Consider the following 18,611-nt stretch of genomic DNA (forward strand, 5'->3'; position numbering starts at 1 on the left):
TCAGCGACACGAGCTTCTTCTACTTCTGTCACGTGGACGCCTCCCTTGCTAGCTACCGCCGCTTAAATGCCGCGGGAGTTTAGTGCTTCGACGACAAGCGCTTCAAGGGTCGGAAGCGCCTCCATCGTGATCGAGGCGACGGGATGCGCGTCACGACTATGCATCTTTCCGTTGTCATCCTTACGCCCGCCAGGATGTGCCGAGAAAAACCTCAAAAAACGAGACGGAGCCACACCGTCGAACGGCATCACCCTAACCTTATCGGTGTCGCTTTCGTTTTCAGTTATAGCATCCTCGTGGAGCTTGGTAGCCAGGCTTTTGCGGTAAGGCTCCAGGAAATAGACCTCCCGCACACCGGCCGCGACCAAGTGCCGCGCACAGGAGTGGCAAGGGTACGTCGTGACGAACAGCTTTCCGTCGCGAATCCTCCCACCATCAGTCGCTCCTGCGTTGAGCAATGCGTGCATTTCGGCATGGACAGCTCGTGAGAACTCGATGAGGCTTTTGAGCTGGGATTTCTTTCGAATGACGGTGAAGGCAGCCTCCTTCTTGTCTTCAGCAATAAGCCCCTCCTTGACCAGGAGATCAACAATCACACCGGAGATGATCTTCTTCTCTTGGTCGTTGGAGCAAAGCCCACCGTTCAGGTTCCAGCATCGACGGTCCTCATCCGGCGAGCTCCCATACACTTCCGTCTGGTACAGGCCACCAAACGCTTTCGGCACATCGTTCCACCCCGTCGCAAGAATTTCCCCTTCCGCACTGGTGATGGCGGCGCCAACTTGGCGCGATAGACATGCCGAATTGCGAGCAGCGGAGAAGGCGGCGTACATGGCTCGCTCGTTCAAGGTTGGCGTCGCAATGGCCGTCCCCAGCATCAGGTCAAGAAAGCGCTTCACTCGCCCTTTTCGGTGAGTGTCCGTAGTTTTCTCGACGCGCAGGAAGAAGTCGGCCTGGGGAAACGTGTCTTCTACTCGCTGACCGTAATCCACCTCCTCCCCGGAGTCCCGATCAATAAGCGCATGCACCTGATCTTCCGGCCCCTTAATTCGCTCTAGACGCGCGATCCTGAGCTCGATGGGCGAGTAAACCCCAACAACGTGCAGCATGTCCCCATAAATGGAGCGCAGCAGGCGGAGTTCGTCGATGTGCTTGACCGAGTCAATGATGTGACAGTAGCGCGGAGTGACCTTTGGGACGATCGCCCCCTCAGGGGGATCAAAAAGGTCCGGCTCGTGGCGATCCTCGGCCTGTTTTTGCGCTGCTTCACGTGCAAGAGTGATTTGTCGAATGGCGAAGCGGGCAAGAATTTCATTGCCATACTGATGCCGTAACTCATTCCCCGCTTCGATCAGCTTCAGGATGGATCGCCCCTCTGGAAGCTCCGAATGCTTTCGGATTTCATCACTCAGCTTGATGATCTTGACTTCGTGGTAACCGTAATCCGCGCCAGTGAGGAGCGACTGGAAGGTTTCTGCCACCTCATGCAATGGCGTCCCCATCGGCCCGCATAACGCAATAACGATCTCTGGCGTGATCGTTCGACCGATTGCTCCTACATCATCGAAGTGCGTGCTGTCATCGGTGTTAGCCGAGGGAACTAGCCTGAAATCTGGAGCTGCCATAACGGTCCCTGTCAGTGCGTGATAGCGAAAGCCTGATAATCGCACAATGATATTAGCCTCAACAGTGCCCTCTAAGCATTGCCCGGGCATCGTCAGTCGGATATGGCAGTTCGACTGCTACGCCCTTGGCGAATGTCGGTTCGTCCGGGTTAAAAATGCCGGTGCGGATGCTGACCCGCACCTGCTTGCACATCGAGGGCAAGCAACCGATGGACAGATAGCGCGTCGAAACAAGTGCACGCGTCATGGCCGGCGTGGCCTGACTGGTCTTCCGGGAGATTGCGGTATAGGGCTGTAACGCAAGCGCAGGCTAGTGGCCGATAGAGCACAATCCGTGCGGGAGAATTCGCCTCCCTACTATCACTTGAAGTCCAATGACGAGCTAAACAACGGCTGATGGAAAGCGAGCACTCGCCGTCGGTATTCATCCTCTAACGCATCACTCACTAAGCACTCCTCCAGACGCCCCAGCGAGAATATCTCGTATGCCGACGGGTAGTGCCTGAGCAGACTTTTCGCATAGCTGCGAATATCCTGGGGCAGCTCAGAGTTACGAGAGAGCTGTCGTAAGAATTCTTCGGCCTTAATGACGCTGCGGGTTCTTTCGCGAGGAACGGTCAATGCGGTTATCTCCTGACTCAGTCATCCATGGCTTCGACACCTGAATTTTGATTTCCATACTCTCCCGGTTTTTGCTAGCCAATTAAGCAGTCGATCCCGTCCGCTTTCGAAAGCGGACACGACTCCCGTTGAGTCATGGCGCCGCAGTATTAAAAGCAAGCTAGCAACTGCTGCCTGTAATGCTGGGAAAAACTCACTTGGTAACTGGGCTCGGCTGTAACGCCCCGAAGAGAAATCATGTTGGTAGCGACTGCTGCATCCGCTTGATCAGCGTTACTTCTAGTATTCTCATGTAGGCCATCTATATTGCCGAGACAACCAATCAAATCAGGCTTGGCATCTGGAGTGAAGGCTGGTGTCTGCACCGCGTTTAGTACCGCCAGGTCATCCGGCAGGTCATCTGCAATTCTCTCTGCAAAACCCTGGAGCGTCAGTTCCGCCAGCATAAACAACCATGCCTGATCATCGGATTCGCCTGTACGCCGAAGTACGCGCCCCAGCACTTGCCGGTAATGCAACTCGGTGCGGATGCGGCTGAGATAGCAGCACACTTGCAGCCGTGGGATGTCCGTGCCTTCGCTGATCATTCCAACCGCAACAATCCACCGGCATGCGCCATGTCTGAACGCATTGATCACCTGCTGCGCATCCGGGGTTTTGTTGGTCACGATGCGGCAACCGTCACCCCTCGCGCCCAGGGCTTTAGCAATTTGTTGGGCGTGCTCTATGTCGGTGGCAACCACCAAACCAGCCGCATCAGGTTTGATCTGGCGCAGCTCATCGAGTTTGCTGCAGCTTAGGTCGAGCAGTTGCTCGATCACCTCGTCATGCCGCAGCAGTTCTTCGTAGGTGACGCGTGATTCCCCCAACAGCTTCGCAATGCTGGGAAACATCCTCACAGTGCTATCAGTTCCCACCTCCTCGGTGAGTTTCACCTTCTGATTGTCGAGCAGGACAATGCGAGGAGAACGGCACACTCCGTCAGCAATAGCTTCTTTCAGGCCGTAGCGGTAGTCGCAGATCAGGTGCCCCTCCGGCGTCGAATAGCGTGCCTGGGCAATGGCTCTGTCGTCCGAACGCCAAGGTGTGCCGGAGAGAGCCAAGGTAAAGGCAGCACGGTGTTGTATCCGGTGCAGTATCTGCTGACCCCACGCGTTGCTGAGAAGTGGGTCATGACCAGCGCAGTGGTGAATTTCATCGAAGACCACGAGCACGCGATAGTCATCAAGGAGCTGCCAGAACCCCTCATCGCGGTATTCCATGGCCTGGTAAGTGAACGCCGCTCCCACTGCGCCAATCTGGCCATCGAGACGCCTGCCGAGCACCGCTGCAAAGGTAGAGCGAAAGCCCTCAACAACCTGGCAGGATGGCGCAAAGCACAACACCAGATCGATCTTGTCCTGCTCAAGTAGTCTGCTGGCCAGCTCTGCCGCCATACGCGTCTTGCCGGCACCGGGCGTTGCCTGACAGAAGAAGTGCGGCGTGACGTTAAAGTGCTCCAACGCCCTATTGATGCAACTGAATTGCCAGTCTCGTAGCGATCTGATCATCGTGCAGCGGTAAGCGTCTTGAGTGTCTTCTCGATAGCGCGGAGATGTCCCAGCAGGCGTGAGCTGCGGTCTCTAGCCTCCAGGTACTCGGCTTCGACCTTGTCACGCAGATGTGGCATATCATCCAGGAGCAGCTTGTATCGCTCTGCCTCGCCCATCGACGACAGGAAATCCAACCGGATCTCATTGTGGAGCGCTTCCAAGTGCTGCTCCGCATCGGCTGAAGGCTCAAGCGGTGCAGCCTGATCGTCAGGCACTGAAGCTTCCTGCTTTGGCTCAGATGCAGATTTGAGACTGTTCTCGAACCCGTTATCGATCAGTTCAAGCTGCAGATGGGCCGGTGTGGGTTGCAGGCAGTAGACCTGTCCCCGCGACCGACGCTCCTCATCGAGTACTACCCAGCCGATGCGCAGCATTCGGCGGATTTGCTCATACACATAGCGGCGCACATCGCCGATACGGAAAGTCATGCCATCCAGGCGCTTGGCATAGGCATCACGCAGATCACGAGTAGTGAACCTTGCCCGCGCTTCCTCCTGAAGCAGCTCATACAGACGCCTGTCGAAGGCAAACGAGGCCGTTTTCATCGAGGGACCACAAGAGTTAACGCGAAAGAAATGCGGATTATAATCCGTGGCTCGTGCGTCCGCAAACGCATGATATTGCCGCCTCAAGTGAAATTGAGACGGTCATGGACAACTTGGCGAAAGCGTTAGGGGAACGCATCCGGGCGCAGAGGAAGGCCTGCCGGATTTCTCAAGATGCTCTAGCGCTGGCCTGCAGTATCGACCGCAGCTATATGGGGCGGATCGAGCGTGGGGAAGTAAACATCACGGTCGAAAAGCTTTACCGGATCGCATGCGAGCTCGCCTGCGAACCATCCTGTCTTCTGCCTCCGATGTCAGAGCTGTAGCCCAGCATCTGATCGAGAGCGGAGCTCAAGAAACGCTTTCTAATAGACGTTTAGATGTATGGGCCAGCCAACCGCCCGGTGGGCTCACACTCCTTACCCTTCTCCAAGCCGATCTTAAGGAAACGACGCTAATTGGCGGAAACTTGTCCGGCCAAACGGCGGGCTTCAGCTTCATACTGCTTGATTGCCGAGGGTTGAGCGTGACGATCCTTAGGTTGCATGAGCGATCTCCGCAGCAGAGAGATGTGGGGAGAATTTCATGGGCTCGAGCCGGCCGCAAGGCTCGGCACCGCCAACTGACTGCCTGGTCAGCCCCTCTAAGGCCCATCCATCGCGTTGAACTGAACATCGCTGACCAAGGACGCCCCACGCACAGGAATGACCATTACACGGTCTACAAAACCAGGTAGGGACATGCGCCGTTTTTCGACAATCAGAGCCACTGCTGCCCGGCGGACTCCTTCCTTGAAGCCAGAAGTGCACTCTTCTGCCTGGGCATGCCGAAAATAAGGGGCGACTTTCTCGCCCTGGTTGGCAGCATTTAGTGGTCGCTTGCATCCAGGGCATATGCAGCCACAGCGCAATCCGTTGTCGACCTCATGGGCTCTGTGGAGAACACCATTACGCTCGCCGAATGGGATCTTGTTCACTCGCAACCTGCCTGGACCAAATGAGCTGTGGAGTGCCCCAGATCATATCCAGAAGCAAGGCTAGGTCCACCCCGTCATTGCCGGAACCCGCCCAAGCCAAGCTTGATTGACACTAGAAATAACAAACCCCCTGGTGCGCAGTACGGGAAATCTCCCGCCCGAGGCGTGGGGGTTGCCGATACCGGCAAGGGCTTTTTCAAGGGCGATATCGGAGACGTCCACAAGCGTCACGGCAAACCCGGCGGCGGCACAGGTCTGGGCAATACCGCTACCCATGATTCCGGCACCCACGACACCAACGATTTCAGCATTCATAAACAAAGCACCTTGCGCCGGATCAGACACGTTCGAAGATGGCGGCGATGCCCTGCCCGCCGCCGATGCACATGGTCGCGAGGGCGTAGCGACCCTGGATACGGTGCAGCTCATGAATCGCCTTGGTGACAATGATCGCTCCGGTGGCTCCGACCGGATGGCCGAGGGAAATACCCGAGCCATTCGGGTTGACCTTGACCGGATCAAAGTCGAGCTCACGGGCGACGGCACAGGCCTGTGCCGCGAAGGCTTCGTTGGATTCGACCACGTCCAGGTCAGACACCTGCAGGCCGGCTCGCTGCAGTGCCAGGCGCGTGGCCGGAATCGGGCCCAGCCCCATGGTCTCGGGATCGACGCCGGCATGCGCGTAACTCACCAGGCGTGCCAGCGGGCGCAGTCCGTCGGACTTGACGGCTGCCGCCGTCGCCATGACCAGCGCCGCCGCGCCATCGTTGAGGCCGGATGCGTTGCCGGCGGTCACGGTGCCGTCCTGCTTGAACACTGTCTTCATCGCGGCCAATTGCTCGAGAGTGGAATCCGCCCGCACATGCTCATCCACCTCGAAGAGCTGCACGCCCTTCCTCGTCTTAAGTTCGACCGGCACGATCTGCCCATGGAAGTGGCCATTGGCAATTGCGCGAGCCGCACGCTTCTGGCTTTCCAGGGCCAGGCCATCCTGCGCCTCGCGACTGATACCGAGGCGCTCGGCGACGTTCTCGGCGGTGATACCCATGTGAATGCGATGGAATGGGTCGTGCAGGATACCGAGCATGTAGTCGACGGCCTGCATGTCACCCATGCGCCCACCCCAGCGGGCACCCGGCAGCAGGTAGGCACCGCGGCTCATGGACTCGACACCGCCGCCGACGACGATCTCGGTCTCGCCCAGCAGCAGGCACTGCGCCGCCGAAATGACTGCCTGCAATCCCGAACCGCAGAGCCGGTTGACGTTGAAGGCGGGAGTCTCTTTCGGAATGCCCGCGTTCATTGCCGCAACCCGGGACACGTAGGCATCGCGAGGTTCGCTCGGAATCACGTTGCCCAGCACCACATGACCAATGCGTTCGGGAGCGCAGCCGGCGCGCTGCAGAGCAGCGCTGACCGCGGTAGTGGCCAGTTGGGACGGTGCGACTTCTTTGAGCGCGCCGCCAAAGGAACCGATCGCGGTTCTGACGGCACTGACGATGAAAACTTCAGGACTGGACATGGGTAACTCAGCTCACTTTTTTCAGTAGGAAATGCGACAGCGCCGGGATCAGCACCAGGGCACCGACCATGTTCCAGATGAACATGAAGGTCAGCAGGATGCCCATGTCGGCCTGGAACTTGATTGGCGACCAGGCCCAGGTAACCACCCCGGCAGCCAGGGTGATGCCCACCAGCGCTACCACCTTGCCGGTAAAGGCCACCGCATTGCGGTACGCAACGCCCAATGGGAGGCCGGCGCGCTGATGGGCGAGCTGGACGCTGAGCAGGTACAGGGCATAGTCGACACCGATGCCCACACCCAGCGCGATGACCGGCAGGGTGGCCACCTTTACCCCCATGCCCAGCCATACCATCAGGGCTTCGCAGAGGATCGAGGTGAGCATCAGCGGCACCACCGCCACCACTACTGCGCGCCAGCTACGGAAGGTGATGAAGCAGAGCAGGATCACCGCACCGTACACATAAAACAGCATGGTGCGGCTGGCCTCACGCACGACGATGTTGGTCGCCGCCTCGATTCCGGCGCTGCCGGCGGCGAGCATGAACTGGCGATCCTGGGTGCTGTGCTCACGCGCAAAGCCTTCGGCCACCTTCACCACATGGTCCAGGGTCTCAGCCTTGTGGTCGGTCAGGTAAGCCACCACCGGCATCATCGAACAGTCGGTATTGAACAGTTCCGGGTTATTCACCGAAGCCTGCTGAGCGCCATAGTTGAGGACGTTCTGGTTGCGCGCGATGGTCAGCCACTTCGGGTTGCCCTCGTAGGAGCCGGCGGTGATCTGGCGCACGGCGTTCACCAGCGACACCGTGGTCTGCACGCCCGGCTGCTGTTGCAGCAGCCAACCGAGGCGATCGGCCTCCACCAGGCTCTCGTACTTCAGGCAACCTTCCTTGGGGGTTTTCAGCATCACCGCGAAGAGGTCGCTGGACAACGAATAGTTGGAGGTGATGTAGGCGTTATCGCGGTTGTAGCGCGAGTCTGGACGCAGCTCCGGCGCACCCGGGTCGAGGTCGCCGACCTTCAGCTGCAGGCTGACCACGAAGCCGAGCACCGCGAGCAGGCCCGCCACCACTAGGGCGGCAGTGGCCCAACGGCGCTCGGTGAAGCGGTCGAGAAAGCTCCACAGAGCTCCCAGGCCCTTGCCGCCCAACTCTTCGCTCTCGCCACGCAGGCTGCGCTCGGCGGCCTTCGAGCTGACGCCAAAGTAGGACAGCAGTACCGGCAACAACACCAGGTTGGTGAAGATCAGCACCGCCACCCCAATGCTGGCAGCGATTGCCAGATCCTGGATCACCGGAATATCGATCAGCATCAGCACAGCGAAGCCCACGGCATCGGCCAGCAGCGCCGTGAGGCCAGCGAGGAACAGCCGGCGGAAGGTGTAGCGCGCCGCCACCAGTTGGTGGGTGCCGCGCCCAACGTCCTGCATGATGCCGTTCATCTTCTGCGCGCCATGGGAGATGCCGATGGCGAAGACCAGGAACGGCACGAGGATCGAGAAGGGGTCGAGGTTGTAACCGAGCAGCGCCACCAGCCCCAGCTGCCAGACGACCGCGATCATCGAGCAGAAGACCACCAGCACAGTGCTGCACACGCAGCGGGTGTAGAAGTAGATGATGGCAGTAGCAATCAGCGCGGCGGCGCCGAAGTACATCATCACTTGCACCAGGCCATCGAGCAGGTCGCCGATAAGCTTGGCGAAGCCAATCACGCGGATCTTGATCGGGCCCTTGCCCTCCTCGCCCGCGGCCCGCGCATGGTCACCGCCGAACTCATAGGTGGTGCGCAGCTTCTCCTCCAGTGTGCGGGAGAATGCCTGGTAGTCGATGGCCTTGCCGGTGACCGGATCGGTCTCCAACAGCGGCACGAAGATCATGCTCGACTTGAAGTTGTTGCCCACCAGACTGCCAACGATGCCGGAGCGGGCAATGTTCATCCGCAACTGCTCGACGCCTTGCGCCGAGCCATCGTAGGAGTCAGGCATCACCGGGCCACCGCGGAAGCCCTCCTCGGTCACCTCGGTCCAGCGCACGGCCGGGGTCCACAGCGACTTCATCCAGGCGCGGTCCACGCCGGGGGTGACGAAGATCTGGTCATTGACCTCCTTGAGCACCTGTAGATAGCGCGGATCGAAGATATCGCCCTCGGTGTTCTCCACCACAACCCGCACCGAGTTGCCCAACCCGCGCAGGGACTGGCGATGTTCCAGGTAGTTTTTGATGAAGGGCTGGCTCTGCGGAAGCATCTTTTCGAAGCTGGCGCTGAGGGTCAGGCGCGTGGCGGCGTAGTAGCCCAGCGCCAGGGTGGCGAGCAGGCAGGCGAGTACCACCAGCATCCGATTGTTGAAAATCAGGCGTTCCAGCAAGTTGCCGGAGCGCGCGTCGAAGCCCTTCAGCTCGCGGATCACCGGCATGGTGTCGAGTTCGTAGTTACCCATGGGTTGGTGCTCTCTGAAAGTCGGTTTGGGCTCATTCGATGGGCAGCGTGCGCACGCCACGTGGCCCCGCCAGCACGAGGGAGCCACGGGTAGCGAGCGCAGCGGAGACTGGCGCAAGTTGGACCTGCGGCCGCGCGACGAAACTGGCGCCGTCGTCGGTGCTAACCAACACATGGCCGGCCTGGCTGAGCAGGATGATTCGCCCGGCTGGATCGACGGTGGCGGCGGTGATACTCACTGGCAGGCCGACATCGACCCTGTTCCAGCTGGCACCGCTGTCCGGGCTGCGATAGAGGTTGCCGCGCAGGCCGTAGACCAGCGTCACTCCGGGCTTGCCGATGACCCCGAAGTAGGAACCGTTGTAGGGCGTCACCACGGCCTTGAAACGCCCACTGGCCGCATCCAGCTTCAACACCAGGCCCTGCTCGCCGACGATGAACAGGTCATCACCTACGGCACGCAGTCCGTAGAGGTTGAGTGCGTTCGGGTTCTCCGTGCGGTCCATCCAGGGAGTCCAGCTGCGACCACCATCGTCGGTGCGGAAAATCAGGTTAAAAGCGCCGACCACATAACCGACCTGCTCGTTCCGGAACCAGACATCAAGGAAGGGTTTGTCCGCGCCCTCCTCCGTCATCCGCTGCGCTTCGGTGACCAGCGTCGCGATCGCCTCGTTCTGTGGTTCGGCGGCAGCCAAGGCTTGGTAGTATTCGCGCATCCGCGGGCCGACCTGGCGGCCATCGAGCTGCCGACTCCAACTGGCACCGGCGTCGCTGCTGTGCAGGACCACGCCATCATGACCGACCGCCCAGCCCTGGCGGGCGCTGGGGAAATGCACCGCCACCAGGTCGGAGCTGACCGGCACCTCGGCCTGCTGCCAGCGCCGCCCGGCATCGTCGGAATAAAGAATGTGCCCGCGCTGACCAACCACCACCAAGCGCTCGCCCGCGCTCGCCATGCCGGTCAGCGGGCCTTGGGCAGCAAGGTCGCTGTGCAGTGCCGGAGTGTCCAGCGTATCGGCGAACTCCGTTGCCACCACCGGCTGGGAAAACGGCAGCGCCATTGCCAGGGCCAGCGCGGCGAGCCCTATCCACTTGTTATTATTCATGGCTGTATCTCAAGAAAAAGCGTCACCGGGGGCGCGCCCCACGGTGACGAAACCACGCCCAAAAGAGCTGCTCAGCGGATACCGGCACCGGCCAGGGCTTCTGGCGACCACTGCGACTTCGATAGGGGCTCGATGTACTTCACCCCGCCGTGCGGGCCGTAGAGGCCGTTGATGTTGTAACTGCCGGAGACGAAGTCGTAGATCATGTGGTTGTCCGTATTCGGCGCCTGCACGTCATAGCTGAACGCCATGTGGGCAAAGGAACCGCGATAGAGCTTCCCGTTGGCGTCGTACTCGTCGGATGCCAGGGCGATCCAGCTGTCTTCGTCGATGTAGAAGGTGCGCTTGCTGTAGATGTGCCGCTTGCCCGGCTTCAGCGTTGCCTCAACAACCCACACACGGTGCAGCTCCCAGCGCACCAGGTCGGGGTTGAGGTGATTCGGCGTGGTGATGTCGGCAGCCTTGTCGTGATAGTTCAGCTTGTAGGTGTTGTAGGGGACAAACATCTCCTTCTTCCCCACCAGCTTGAAGTCGTACCGGTCGAGTGCACCATTGAACACCCAGGTATCGTCATAGGTGGCGGCTCCGGCGGTGCTCGGATTCGGCGTGTCGTAGGCGATATCCGGCGCCAGCTTCACCCGGCGCTGCCCGGGCAGGTACTGCCAGCCACGGCGCGGTTGCTTCAGCGGGTTGACCGCGTCCTGCAATAGGAGCGCCTCGCCAGCACGGCGGGCCGGGCCGGTGTAATAGATCTTGGTCCTCAAGAAGAGATCGTTGGCCTTCGCGGGTTCGTTGCGGCTCGGGTCATACAGCGGGTACTCGATGAAGACATTGCCGGTGGTCGCCAAGGTCGCGTGGCCGGAGGAGTCGACGTTCCAGGAGTCATACTTGAAGTTGGTGGCGAAGCCCTGGTAGCGCAGCAAGTGGTTCCACATGGCCTCATTGCCGTCATTGGGAATCGGGAACGGCACGCCCGGCAATGCGTTCTCCAGTGCTACCCCGCCCTCAAGGGACTTTGTGTTCACGGCATTCTTCGCCGTGTTGTCCAGCAGTCGCTGCGGCAGGTTCACGGTACGGTGGGTCGGGTACACGTCGACGCGGAAGGTGGGATAGCGCTTGAGCAACTCCTGTGTCGAGGCGGTCAGCTTGCCGCTGAACTCGGCGGCATTCTTGCCATCGATCACCAGCTTCGGCTTTTCGCTGGCGAAGGGATCGGGGCGGAACGCGCTGCCGGACTGGAAGCCGGTCGGTGGCGTGGTCAGCCCCCCCTGGTATTCGGGGATGCTGCCATCGGCGTTGCCGGCTTTTTCCGCGCCGACCGGCGTCAGGCTGGTGCCGAGCTTGGCGGCGATGTCCGGGGATACCGCCGCGTGGGCGATGCCAGTCATGGCCACCGAGAGGCTGGCGGCCAGAAGGGTATTGACGAGTTTCATCGGGATTCTCCTGCGATCAGGCAGTGGTTCGATCAGAAGGTCGTTTTGAAGGTCAGAGTGACCATGCCGCGATCCTTGAGCTGCGACTGTGTGCCGGCGAATGCCGTGGGCTGCCCAACCGTGCAGTTGTACATGCCGTTGGCGCCGGGGGTTGCGCCCTCACCCTGGATGCCGCCTGCGGGGGCGGTTCCGGCCGCGTCGCAGGTGTCGAAGGGCCCGAAGTTGTCCACGTACTTCAGGTCGAAGCGGTACTGGTTGCGCACATCCATGCCAACCCCGACCGAGTAGCTGCCGGTATCCTCGTTGCCGCCCATTTGCACGGCGGAATTACCCTTGAGACCGACGTTGTAGCTGACCGGCAGGTACAGATCGATGCCGGGGAAGACCTGGAACCAGGTCGGGTTGAAGTTGATGCCCAGGACGTAGTTGTCCTTGGTCACCTTGTCGACGCCGCGATACCAGCTCTCGCCCTTGAACAACTGCTCGTTCTCGGTCACGTCCAGCCAGCGGCTGTAGGCCAGCTCCACGAGGAGGGACGCAGAGTCCCAGACCGGCGTGTCGCCGAAGGTGGTCAGGCCGTTGACCACCGCGTGCAGCGTGTTGCCACGGGCCACGGCGTTGTCGCCGTCGAAGCTCGAAATGAAGCCGGGCAGCCCAGCCGCCGCGCCCGCCGGACTGACCGTGGCGGGCACGCTGGCCAGAGGCATGTTTTCGCGGTAGTTCAGGTCGAAGCCGACGCTGACCCCGGCGATGTTCTTCGACAGGCTGATGCCATAGATGTCGATGTCGTCGACATAGAACTGGTTGTAGGAGCCGATGTTGCCGGAGACCAGTTGGGCGGGCCCGATGGCAGTCGGCTGCAGAACCAGGTTCGGTAGGATGTCGGAGGTATTGCGGTAGTAAACGCCCAGCGTGCCATCAAGCCATTCCGGGCTCCACTTGGCCATCAGGCCGAAATCGCCGCGTTTGTCCGGGGTGAAAGTATGGCCATTGGTCAGGCGCAGGAACTGGTTGGCACCGATCGGACCCGGTGCGCCGAAGAACGGGTTGGCGCCGCCGATCAGCGAGAGGTCGTCACCACCGTGCTGGATGCCGTCGTTGAAGCCCAGATAAGTCCCGGACTCCGGCAGGCGCGAGGGGTCCCAGTCGAGGAAGTACTGCGCCCCTACGCTGAACTCCGGCGTCACCGTCAGGTTGGCAGATAGCTGGTTACGCGGGATGAACAGCTCCTTGGCCTCGGTGCCAGGGACCGCCAGCGCCTTGGAAATATCCAGGCCCGACTGTCCGTAGCTGTTGCCATGGGCAAAGGCGAGGATGGATTCGCCCCAGTACTGGGTATGGCTGCCGAGCTTGGCGCTGAGCTGGGATTGCTCGCCGAACTCCATGCTGCCGAAGACGAAGGCGTCGAGTATCTCCGCGGAAGGACCGTTGTAGTAACGGTCGGCATAGCCGCTCAGGCTGCGGGAATCCGGGCGGCCGTCATTGAGCTGGTTGGTCGCGGCATTGGCACTGCCGACCTTGTCATAGGCGTGGTCGTACCAGCTGTTGCTGCTGACCCGGAAGCCCATCTTCTGCTTGTAGATAACGTCCAATTCGGTGAGCAGGTCGATGCGCTGCGACACTGCACTGCCAGCCGAGAAGTTGCGGTTACCGTCGTTGTTGTTGAAGGAATTGGCCAGCTTGGAGTTGGCGCTTTCCACCCGCTGGGCGTAGTTGAGCTTGAGCGTGTTGTCGAACCGCACCGCCCAGTCGTCGCTGCCAGTATCGAACTCGAATGCCTGCACGGGTGTGCCCCCCAGCCCAGCCAGAATCGCTGAAGCCAGAAGCCCTCGACGGAGGTTGGTATGGCAGATTTTTTTATTTTTGTTCATGAGGCTTACTCACCTTCTCTGCGGGTTCACGAAAAGTCATTCAGTGCATCTGCAACACGTTGCTTCTCTCCTGAAAGTGCGCCCCGGGATGGTTACCTGTATCGAACGGCCAAGCGCAAAACGGCGGCGCACATGCTGGCCAGCAAGCGCATTCCAGAGCTGTCGAGAGATGTTTTACCGCGCACCAGGAGTGGGCACAGGTCAATAGCGCCAAATCGTCGGTCAGCGCAGCAGAGACATACGCCACCGCCTCGGATGGCATGCCTCGGCAGCGGACGTCTGCCAGCCGAAGCATTTGCGCAGGCGCCAATTGATCAGCGCGACCACGCGATTTACCGCCCAGACGGAAGCGCAGGGGAGCATGGTGACCATGACAAAGGCTTCGTTGATCGCGTAAAGAGCGACGTCTTCCTTTATCCAGCCGGTCTTCTTGAACAGGTTACTTATGGCGCCGATGGGGGCATGCGTAAACTCGCCCGGGGCCTGGCTCTGGGCGGCGTGGGCGACGACCCGGGGCTGCGGCTGACTTCAGAGCTTGGACAGCTCGAATACTGCCTTGAGGACGAAGCGCATGTCACACAGGGGAGCTCTGTAGTCAGTCATGATTGATTTACTCCGACGACACTTCACGCGTCGATCAGTTGAAGCGACAGGCTCACGAACACGCGCTGTGACCGTGCAATGGAACTATGGTTGCGCTACCCGAAAGAGGCGACTGCTGTTTGAGAACACCGGACAGAGAGCCAAAGACAATCCCAGCGATCACCCCCTTTCCCTCCGCCGCACTCAAACCGGCCTGATTCAGCCATGTCGGTAGATTGTTCAGGCACCCTACGACACCTTGAACAGTGGCTTTGAGCAGGGGCAAACGAGCCGTTGCCCCTGCATCAAGCAAGCGCTTCAACAGGATGTCCTCATAGCATCTTCGCATCTGCAGGATTTGATTCTGGTGTTGCTGTGAGAGGTAGCGAAACTCATGCTCCGCCACCAAAAAATGCAGGCTGCGACTTTCGAGCAAGTCTATATGCGCCCGCAACAAGCCTTGCAGGCGGTCATGGGCGTCACCCCCTCCAGTGGCAAGCGCGGCTTCGAGCAGATCGTCATAGACCTCTTCGATCAGTTCGAACAGCAGGCTCTCCTTGCTTCTGAAATGGTGATACAAGGACCCGGAGAGTAACCCCAGGCGGGCGGCGAGCTCGCGCATGCTGCTCCGAGCGAAGCCACGCTCAGCGAATAGCTCGAGCGCCTTATGGCGGACCTCTTCATACCGCGAGACAGGTTCTTCGCTCGGGCACGGGACAGACTCTATGGCATAGACTTCTGGGCTGGACATGGGCTACTCCGGTCGAATTCAGCACTAGCTGACGCTGCTGACTCGGTTAGCCGATGATGCGACTATCGATAATGCCGAGGCCATACAGCCGGCGTGCAGCATTGCATAGCTGCAACATGTTTATTGGTCATTGCAGCCAAATCGTTGGTCCGGCGAAACCCGTCCATGACGAGTGCCCAACTGGTGAACAGGGTGATGGTGGATTGCGTCATTCGGGGGCATTGACCCTATGCGTTACGAGGGCGAATATCCGCATTCGCATCTCGTACAGGCAGGATCATGTCAGGATTGAAAGCCGATACGCCAACCGATGGTGTCGAGCAGTCTTTGCGCGAAGACGCCCAGCAGCCCACAGCCATCGGAAGTTACACCCTGGCGATCGCCAAGGCACTGGAAGCCAGTGGGGTCGACAGTGCACGGATTTTTCAGGTCGTGGGGATCCCAATGGATTTGTCCAACGACCCAATGGTCCGCCTGCCGACAACTACCTTGACGCGGCTGTATCGAGCTTGTGTAGAGGTGACCAATAATCCGTATTTTGGCCTGACCGTCGCCAAGTTCCTCCAGCTTCCCCACCTCCACGCACTGGGTTATGCGCTGGCCGCCAGTGGCACGCTAATGGATTTCTGTCGGCGTTTGGAGCGCTATTTCCGGCTGGCCTCGCAAGTCGCCAAAGTCAGCCTCACTGAGGTCGACGGCAAGGTCTTACTACGGTTTGAGTATCTGGTTGAGCTCAGTGGCGAGACCGAGGATGCCTTTTCCGGCTTTGTGGTGCGGACTATGCGCCTGCTCTACAAGCCTGAGTTCAGCCCATTGCGGGTGGAACTTCATAGGCCGATGCCGCGCGAGGGTGCCGAACCCTATGAGGCCTTGTTCCGTGCGCCGGTCAGTTTCTCGCAGGTGGATGCTCTGTTGGTCTTTGACAAGGCGGACCTGCTGCAGCCTCTCTCAGGCTCCTGCCCGGAGCTGGCGCAGGCCAGTGACAGTATCATCATCGGTTATCTGGCCCGTCTGGATAAAAGTGATGTGATCACCGGCGTGACCCAGAAGATCATCGAGTTTCTGCCCGTTGGTGATTGCACCAGAGACAAGGTGGCGAGTGCGATGTGTATGAGCCCGACCACGCTACAGCTCAAGCTGTCGCAGCGCGGTACGAATTTCCAGCAGTTACTGGATGACACACGCAAGGAGCTCGCCTGCAGCTATCTGCGTCAGGCCGCGCGTCCAGTAACGGAAATCACTTTTCTGCTCGGCTTCAGCGATACCAGCAACTTCACCCGGGCTTTCAAACGCTGGACCGGACTGTCGCCGACGGATTTCCGCCAGCAAGCCTGAGCAAACAGTCCGTACGGACGCAGCAAGCAAAAGCCTCCCCGGACCAAGTCTGATGAGGCTTTCAAATAAGCCGCAGTGAAGCCCCGGTAAGCACACCTCACTTTCATTCTCTTGGCTCTCAGACTGCTCACACCCGGGATAGCAATGCCGCATTAAGGCGCTGTCGCGCAGATAGACCAGCGCATTTGCCATAGTCACCTGTCCACATCCGGCCACAGCCATATTCTCTCAGCCGAACCACGTCCGGCCGCGGCGCCCCCTATTCCATAGATCAACGTTTTACCCGCAATGACCTGTGCGGAGAAAACGCGCGTGCAAAATTATCCGCCATCCATATCCGCGAACCTGTTGCCGCGCGTAGCACTGCGATCGCGGATTTCGGACCCCCTATACCATTTAAAGGAGCACCCGCATGGGCGTACTTGACGGCGTTCGTATCGTTGAAATTGCCGGCATCGGGCCGGGGCCGTTTTGCGGCATGTTGTTGGCCGATATGGGCGCAGAGGTCATCCTGGTCGAACGTTCCGGCGGAAAAGACGGCGACATGCTCGACCTTGGCAAATACAGCATCGTCAATCGCGGCAAGCGCTCGATTGCCTTGGATCTCAAGGATCCTGCGGCGATCGAGGCCGTGCTGCGACTGATTGAAGGTTCTGACGCGCTGATCGAGGGCATGCGCCCTGGTGTCATGGAGCGCCTGGGCCTGGGGCCTGAAGTGTGTCTGGCACGTAATCCGCGCCTGGTTTACGGCCGCATGACCGGTTGGGGCCAAGAAGGCCCCCTGGCACGGTCTGCTGGCCACGATCTCAACTACATCGCGCTCTCCGGTGCCCTTTGGTACTCCGGAGAAGCTGGCTCGCCACCGCTGGCGCCGCCGACGCTGGTGGGGGATCTGGGCGGTGGGGCACTGTATCTGGCCATGGGCATTCTGGCCGGCATCATCAAGGCGAACAATGATGACGTAGGCCAAGTCGTGGATGCGGCCATCGTCGATGGCAGCGCCAATCTGATGAACCTGTTGCTGTCGGCACACGCGGCCGGCCAGCAGCCTATCGAGCGTGGCCGAGGCCTGCTCGACGGCCCACATTGGGCGCGCACCTATTCCTGCGCCGATGGCCACTTCATCAGCGTGCAGGCCCTTGAGCCGCAGTTCAACGCACTGTTGTTCAGCAAGCTCGGAGTGGCTGATGACCCGGACTTCAAGAACCCCTACGACCCTCGCCTGTGGGGTCCATTGCGCGAGCGCTTGGCGACGCTGTTTGCCAGCCAGCCCCGACAGCACTGGGTAGATCTGCTGGAAGGCAGCGACGCCTGCTTCGCGCCGGTATTGACGCCGATCGAAGCCATGTCCCATCCACACATGGCCGCTCGCGGCGTCTACACCAAGCGCGATGGTGTGTTGCAGGCCGCTCCGGCGCCGCGTTTTTCGGCGACACCCGCAGGCGACATCGGCGCTGTGCCCAAACGTGGCGAGCATGGCAGAGATATTCTGCGGGCAGCGGGTTTGAGTGATGCAGATATCGAGCACTTGCTCTAGATAACTGAACCAAGCAGGTCAATTGGCCTGCTTGGTTTCCGGTTATTTTTTGATTATCAGTGCAATGGGCCCTGTCGCTCGCAGGGCGTGACAGGTATTGATCAGGCCACTGCTGACACGACTGTAGGCCTCGGTGTCGTGCTCATTACGCGGCACAACCATGGCTCGGGCCATCGGAATGGTCTGAAAAGCTGTAGTGGCGATGGGTAGCAACAGCTCTGTCAGATGAACACAGCCACCTATGCCACCGAAGAGTTCTTTGATCCGCCGCGAAAAGCCCGGACCAATGCGCTCGCCGAGCAGTTTTTGGTATGCGGGCACCGCACCACGGCACTCGCTGGTGGGCACATCAGGCATTGATACCTGCACGTCGCGAACGATGAATTCATCGTCCAGCGTCAGCCGTATCAACATGCCGTGATAAGTCTGCCCCGCCGTCACAATCCCCCCCTCGGCCAGCGGAACCGGGTGAGTCTTGCTATCGGCCAGTCGCCCTTCGATATCCCACAGACCGTCTGCCCGTAGATAGCCCAGACATTCGATTTTGCGCTGGTGAATCAGCCGGCGCCCCTCTTCATCGACATCGCTGCTCAAAGCTAAAACTCCAAACGGCGGCTGCGCACAGCCTGATGACAGGAACCGAGTTGCCTGGCCAGCATGTCGATACTCGGTGTGG

Annotated in this window: 15 protein-coding genes and 1 pseudogene; 3 read left to right on the forward strand and 13 right to left on the reverse strand. The window is 60.0% G+C overall.

The features are described from left to right. Window positions 1-62: 62 nt before the first annotated feature. The 4 genes from ACFW0H_RS18410 to ACFW0H_RS18430 all read right to left on the reverse strand — a co-directional run bounded on the left by ACFW0H_RS18410 (window position 63) and on the right by ACFW0H_RS18430 (window position 4,383). On the reverse strand, window positions 63-1,625 hold the full coding sequence (locus tag ACFW0H_RS18410; RefSeq protein WP_422915307.1) for an anti-phage dCTP deaminase: 1,563 nt from the start codon (window positions 1,623-1,625) through the stop codon (window positions 63-65). A gap of 360 nt (window positions 1,626-1,985) precedes the next feature. Then, the gene (locus ACFW0H_RS18420) at window positions 1,986-2,246 is read right to left on the reverse strand and encodes a BPSL0761 family protein (RefSeq protein ID WP_422915308.1); all 261 of its coding nucleotides are present in this window, start codon (window positions 2,244-2,246) and stop codon (window positions 1,986-1,988) included. A gap of 149 nt (window positions 2,247-2,395) precedes the next feature. Then, window positions 2,396-3,796: a DEAD/DEAH box helicase gene (locus tag ACFW0H_RS18425; protein ID WP_422915309.1), complete on the reverse strand. Its 1,401-nt coding sequence runs from the start codon at window positions 3,794-3,796 to the stop codon at window positions 2,396-2,398. After that, entirely contained in the window at window positions 3,793-4,383 is a 591-nt protein-coding gene (locus ACFW0H_RS18430; protein WP_422915310.1) for a hypothetical protein, read from the reverse strand. Before ACFW0H_RS18430 ends, ACFW0H_RS18425 begins: the two co-directional genes overlap by 4 nt. Before the next feature lie 104 nt (window positions 4,384-4,487). Between ACFW0H_RS18430 and ACFW0H_RS18435 the strand changes: the two genes are divergently transcribed. Beyond that, window positions 4,488-4,709 (forward strand): helix-turn-helix domain-containing protein, encoded by a 222-nt coding sequence (locus ACFW0H_RS18435; protein ID WP_422915311.1) that lies wholly within the window; start codon window positions 4,488-4,490, stop codon window positions 4,707-4,709. Between the two features lie 710 nt (window positions 4,710-5,419). Here the strand turns inward: ACFW0H_RS18435 and ACFW0H_RS18440 are convergent. The 8 genes and pseudogenes from ACFW0H_RS18440 to ACFW0H_RS18475 form a co-directional block, all read right to left on the reverse strand. Further along, window positions 5,420-5,674 (reverse strand): 3-hydroxyacyl-CoA dehydrogenase NAD-binding domain-containing protein, encoded by a 255-nt coding sequence (locus tag ACFW0H_RS18440; protein WP_422915312.1) that lies wholly within the window; start codon window positions 5,672-5,674, stop codon window positions 5,420-5,422. Window positions 5,675-5,696: 22 nt separating this feature from the next. After that, window positions 5,697-6,881, reverse strand: a complete 1,185-nt coding sequence (locus tag ACFW0H_RS18445) for an acetyl-CoA C-acyltransferase family protein (RefSeq protein WP_422915313.1) — start codon at window positions 6,879-6,881, stop codon at window positions 5,697-5,699. A gap of 7 nt (window positions 6,882-6,888) precedes the next feature. After that, window positions 6,889-9,321: an efflux RND transporter permease subunit gene (locus ACFW0H_RS18450; RefSeq protein WP_422915314.1), complete on the reverse strand. Its 2,433-nt coding sequence runs from the start codon at window positions 9,319-9,321 to the stop codon at window positions 6,889-6,891. A gap of 31 nt (window positions 9,322-9,352) precedes the next feature. Further along, entirely contained in the window at window positions 9,353-10,426 is a 1,074-nt protein-coding gene (locus ACFW0H_RS18455; protein ID WP_422915315.1) for a WD40/YVTN/BNR-like repeat-containing protein, read from the reverse strand. A gap of 71 nt (window positions 10,427-10,497) precedes the next feature. Further along, entirely contained in the window at window positions 10,498-11,859 is a 1,362-nt protein-coding gene (locus ACFW0H_RS18460) for a DUF1329 domain-containing protein (protein ID WP_422915316.1), read from the reverse strand. 32 nt (window positions 11,860-11,891) lie between these two features. Next, window positions 11,892-13,730, reverse strand: coding sequence for a DUF1302 domain-containing protein (locus tag ACFW0H_RS18465; protein WP_422915317.1), 1,839 nt, complete (start codon window positions 13,728-13,730; stop codon window positions 11,892-11,894). Between the two features lie 357 nt (window positions 13,731-14,087). Continuing rightward, window positions 14,088-14,255: pseudogene (locus ACFW0H_RS18470) on the reverse strand (acetyl-CoA C-acetyltransferase); the annotation flags it as partial. 130 nt (window positions 14,256-14,385) lie between these two features. Further along, window positions 14,386-15,063, reverse strand: a complete 678-nt coding sequence (locus ACFW0H_RS18475) for a TetR/AcrR family transcriptional regulator (RefSeq protein ID WP_422915318.1) — start codon at window positions 15,061-15,063, stop codon at window positions 14,386-14,388. 279 nt (window positions 15,064-15,342) lie between these two features. Here ACFW0H_RS18475 and ACFW0H_RS18480 point away from each other — a divergent pair, with 279 nt between their 5' ends. Then, window positions 15,343-16,398: an AraC family transcriptional regulator gene (locus tag ACFW0H_RS18480; RefSeq protein ID WP_422915319.1), complete on the forward strand. Its 1,056-nt coding sequence runs from the start codon at window positions 15,343-15,345 to the stop codon at window positions 16,396-16,398. A gap of 412 nt (window positions 16,399-16,810) precedes the next feature. Next, the gene (locus tag ACFW0H_RS18485) at window positions 16,811-17,935 is read left to right on the forward strand and encodes a CaiB/BaiF CoA transferase family protein (protein WP_422915320.1); all 1,125 of its coding nucleotides are present in this window, start codon (window positions 16,811-16,813) and stop codon (window positions 17,933-17,935) included. A 42-nt stretch (window positions 17,936-17,977) separates the two neighbouring features. Here the strand turns inward: ACFW0H_RS18485 and ACFW0H_RS18490 are convergent, their stop codons facing one another. Next, window positions 17,978-18,529 (reverse strand): DUF2889 domain-containing protein, encoded by a 552-nt coding sequence (locus tag ACFW0H_RS18490; protein ID WP_422915321.1) that lies wholly within the window; start codon window positions 18,527-18,529, stop codon window positions 17,978-17,980. Window positions 18,530-18,611 lie beyond the last annotated feature (82 nt).

The sequence above is a fragment of the Metapseudomonas cellulosilytica genome, from assembly GCF_049334135.1.
Taxonomy (GTDB): domain Bacteria; phylum Pseudomonadota; class Gammaproteobacteria; order Pseudomonadales; family Pseudomonadaceae; genus Metapseudomonas.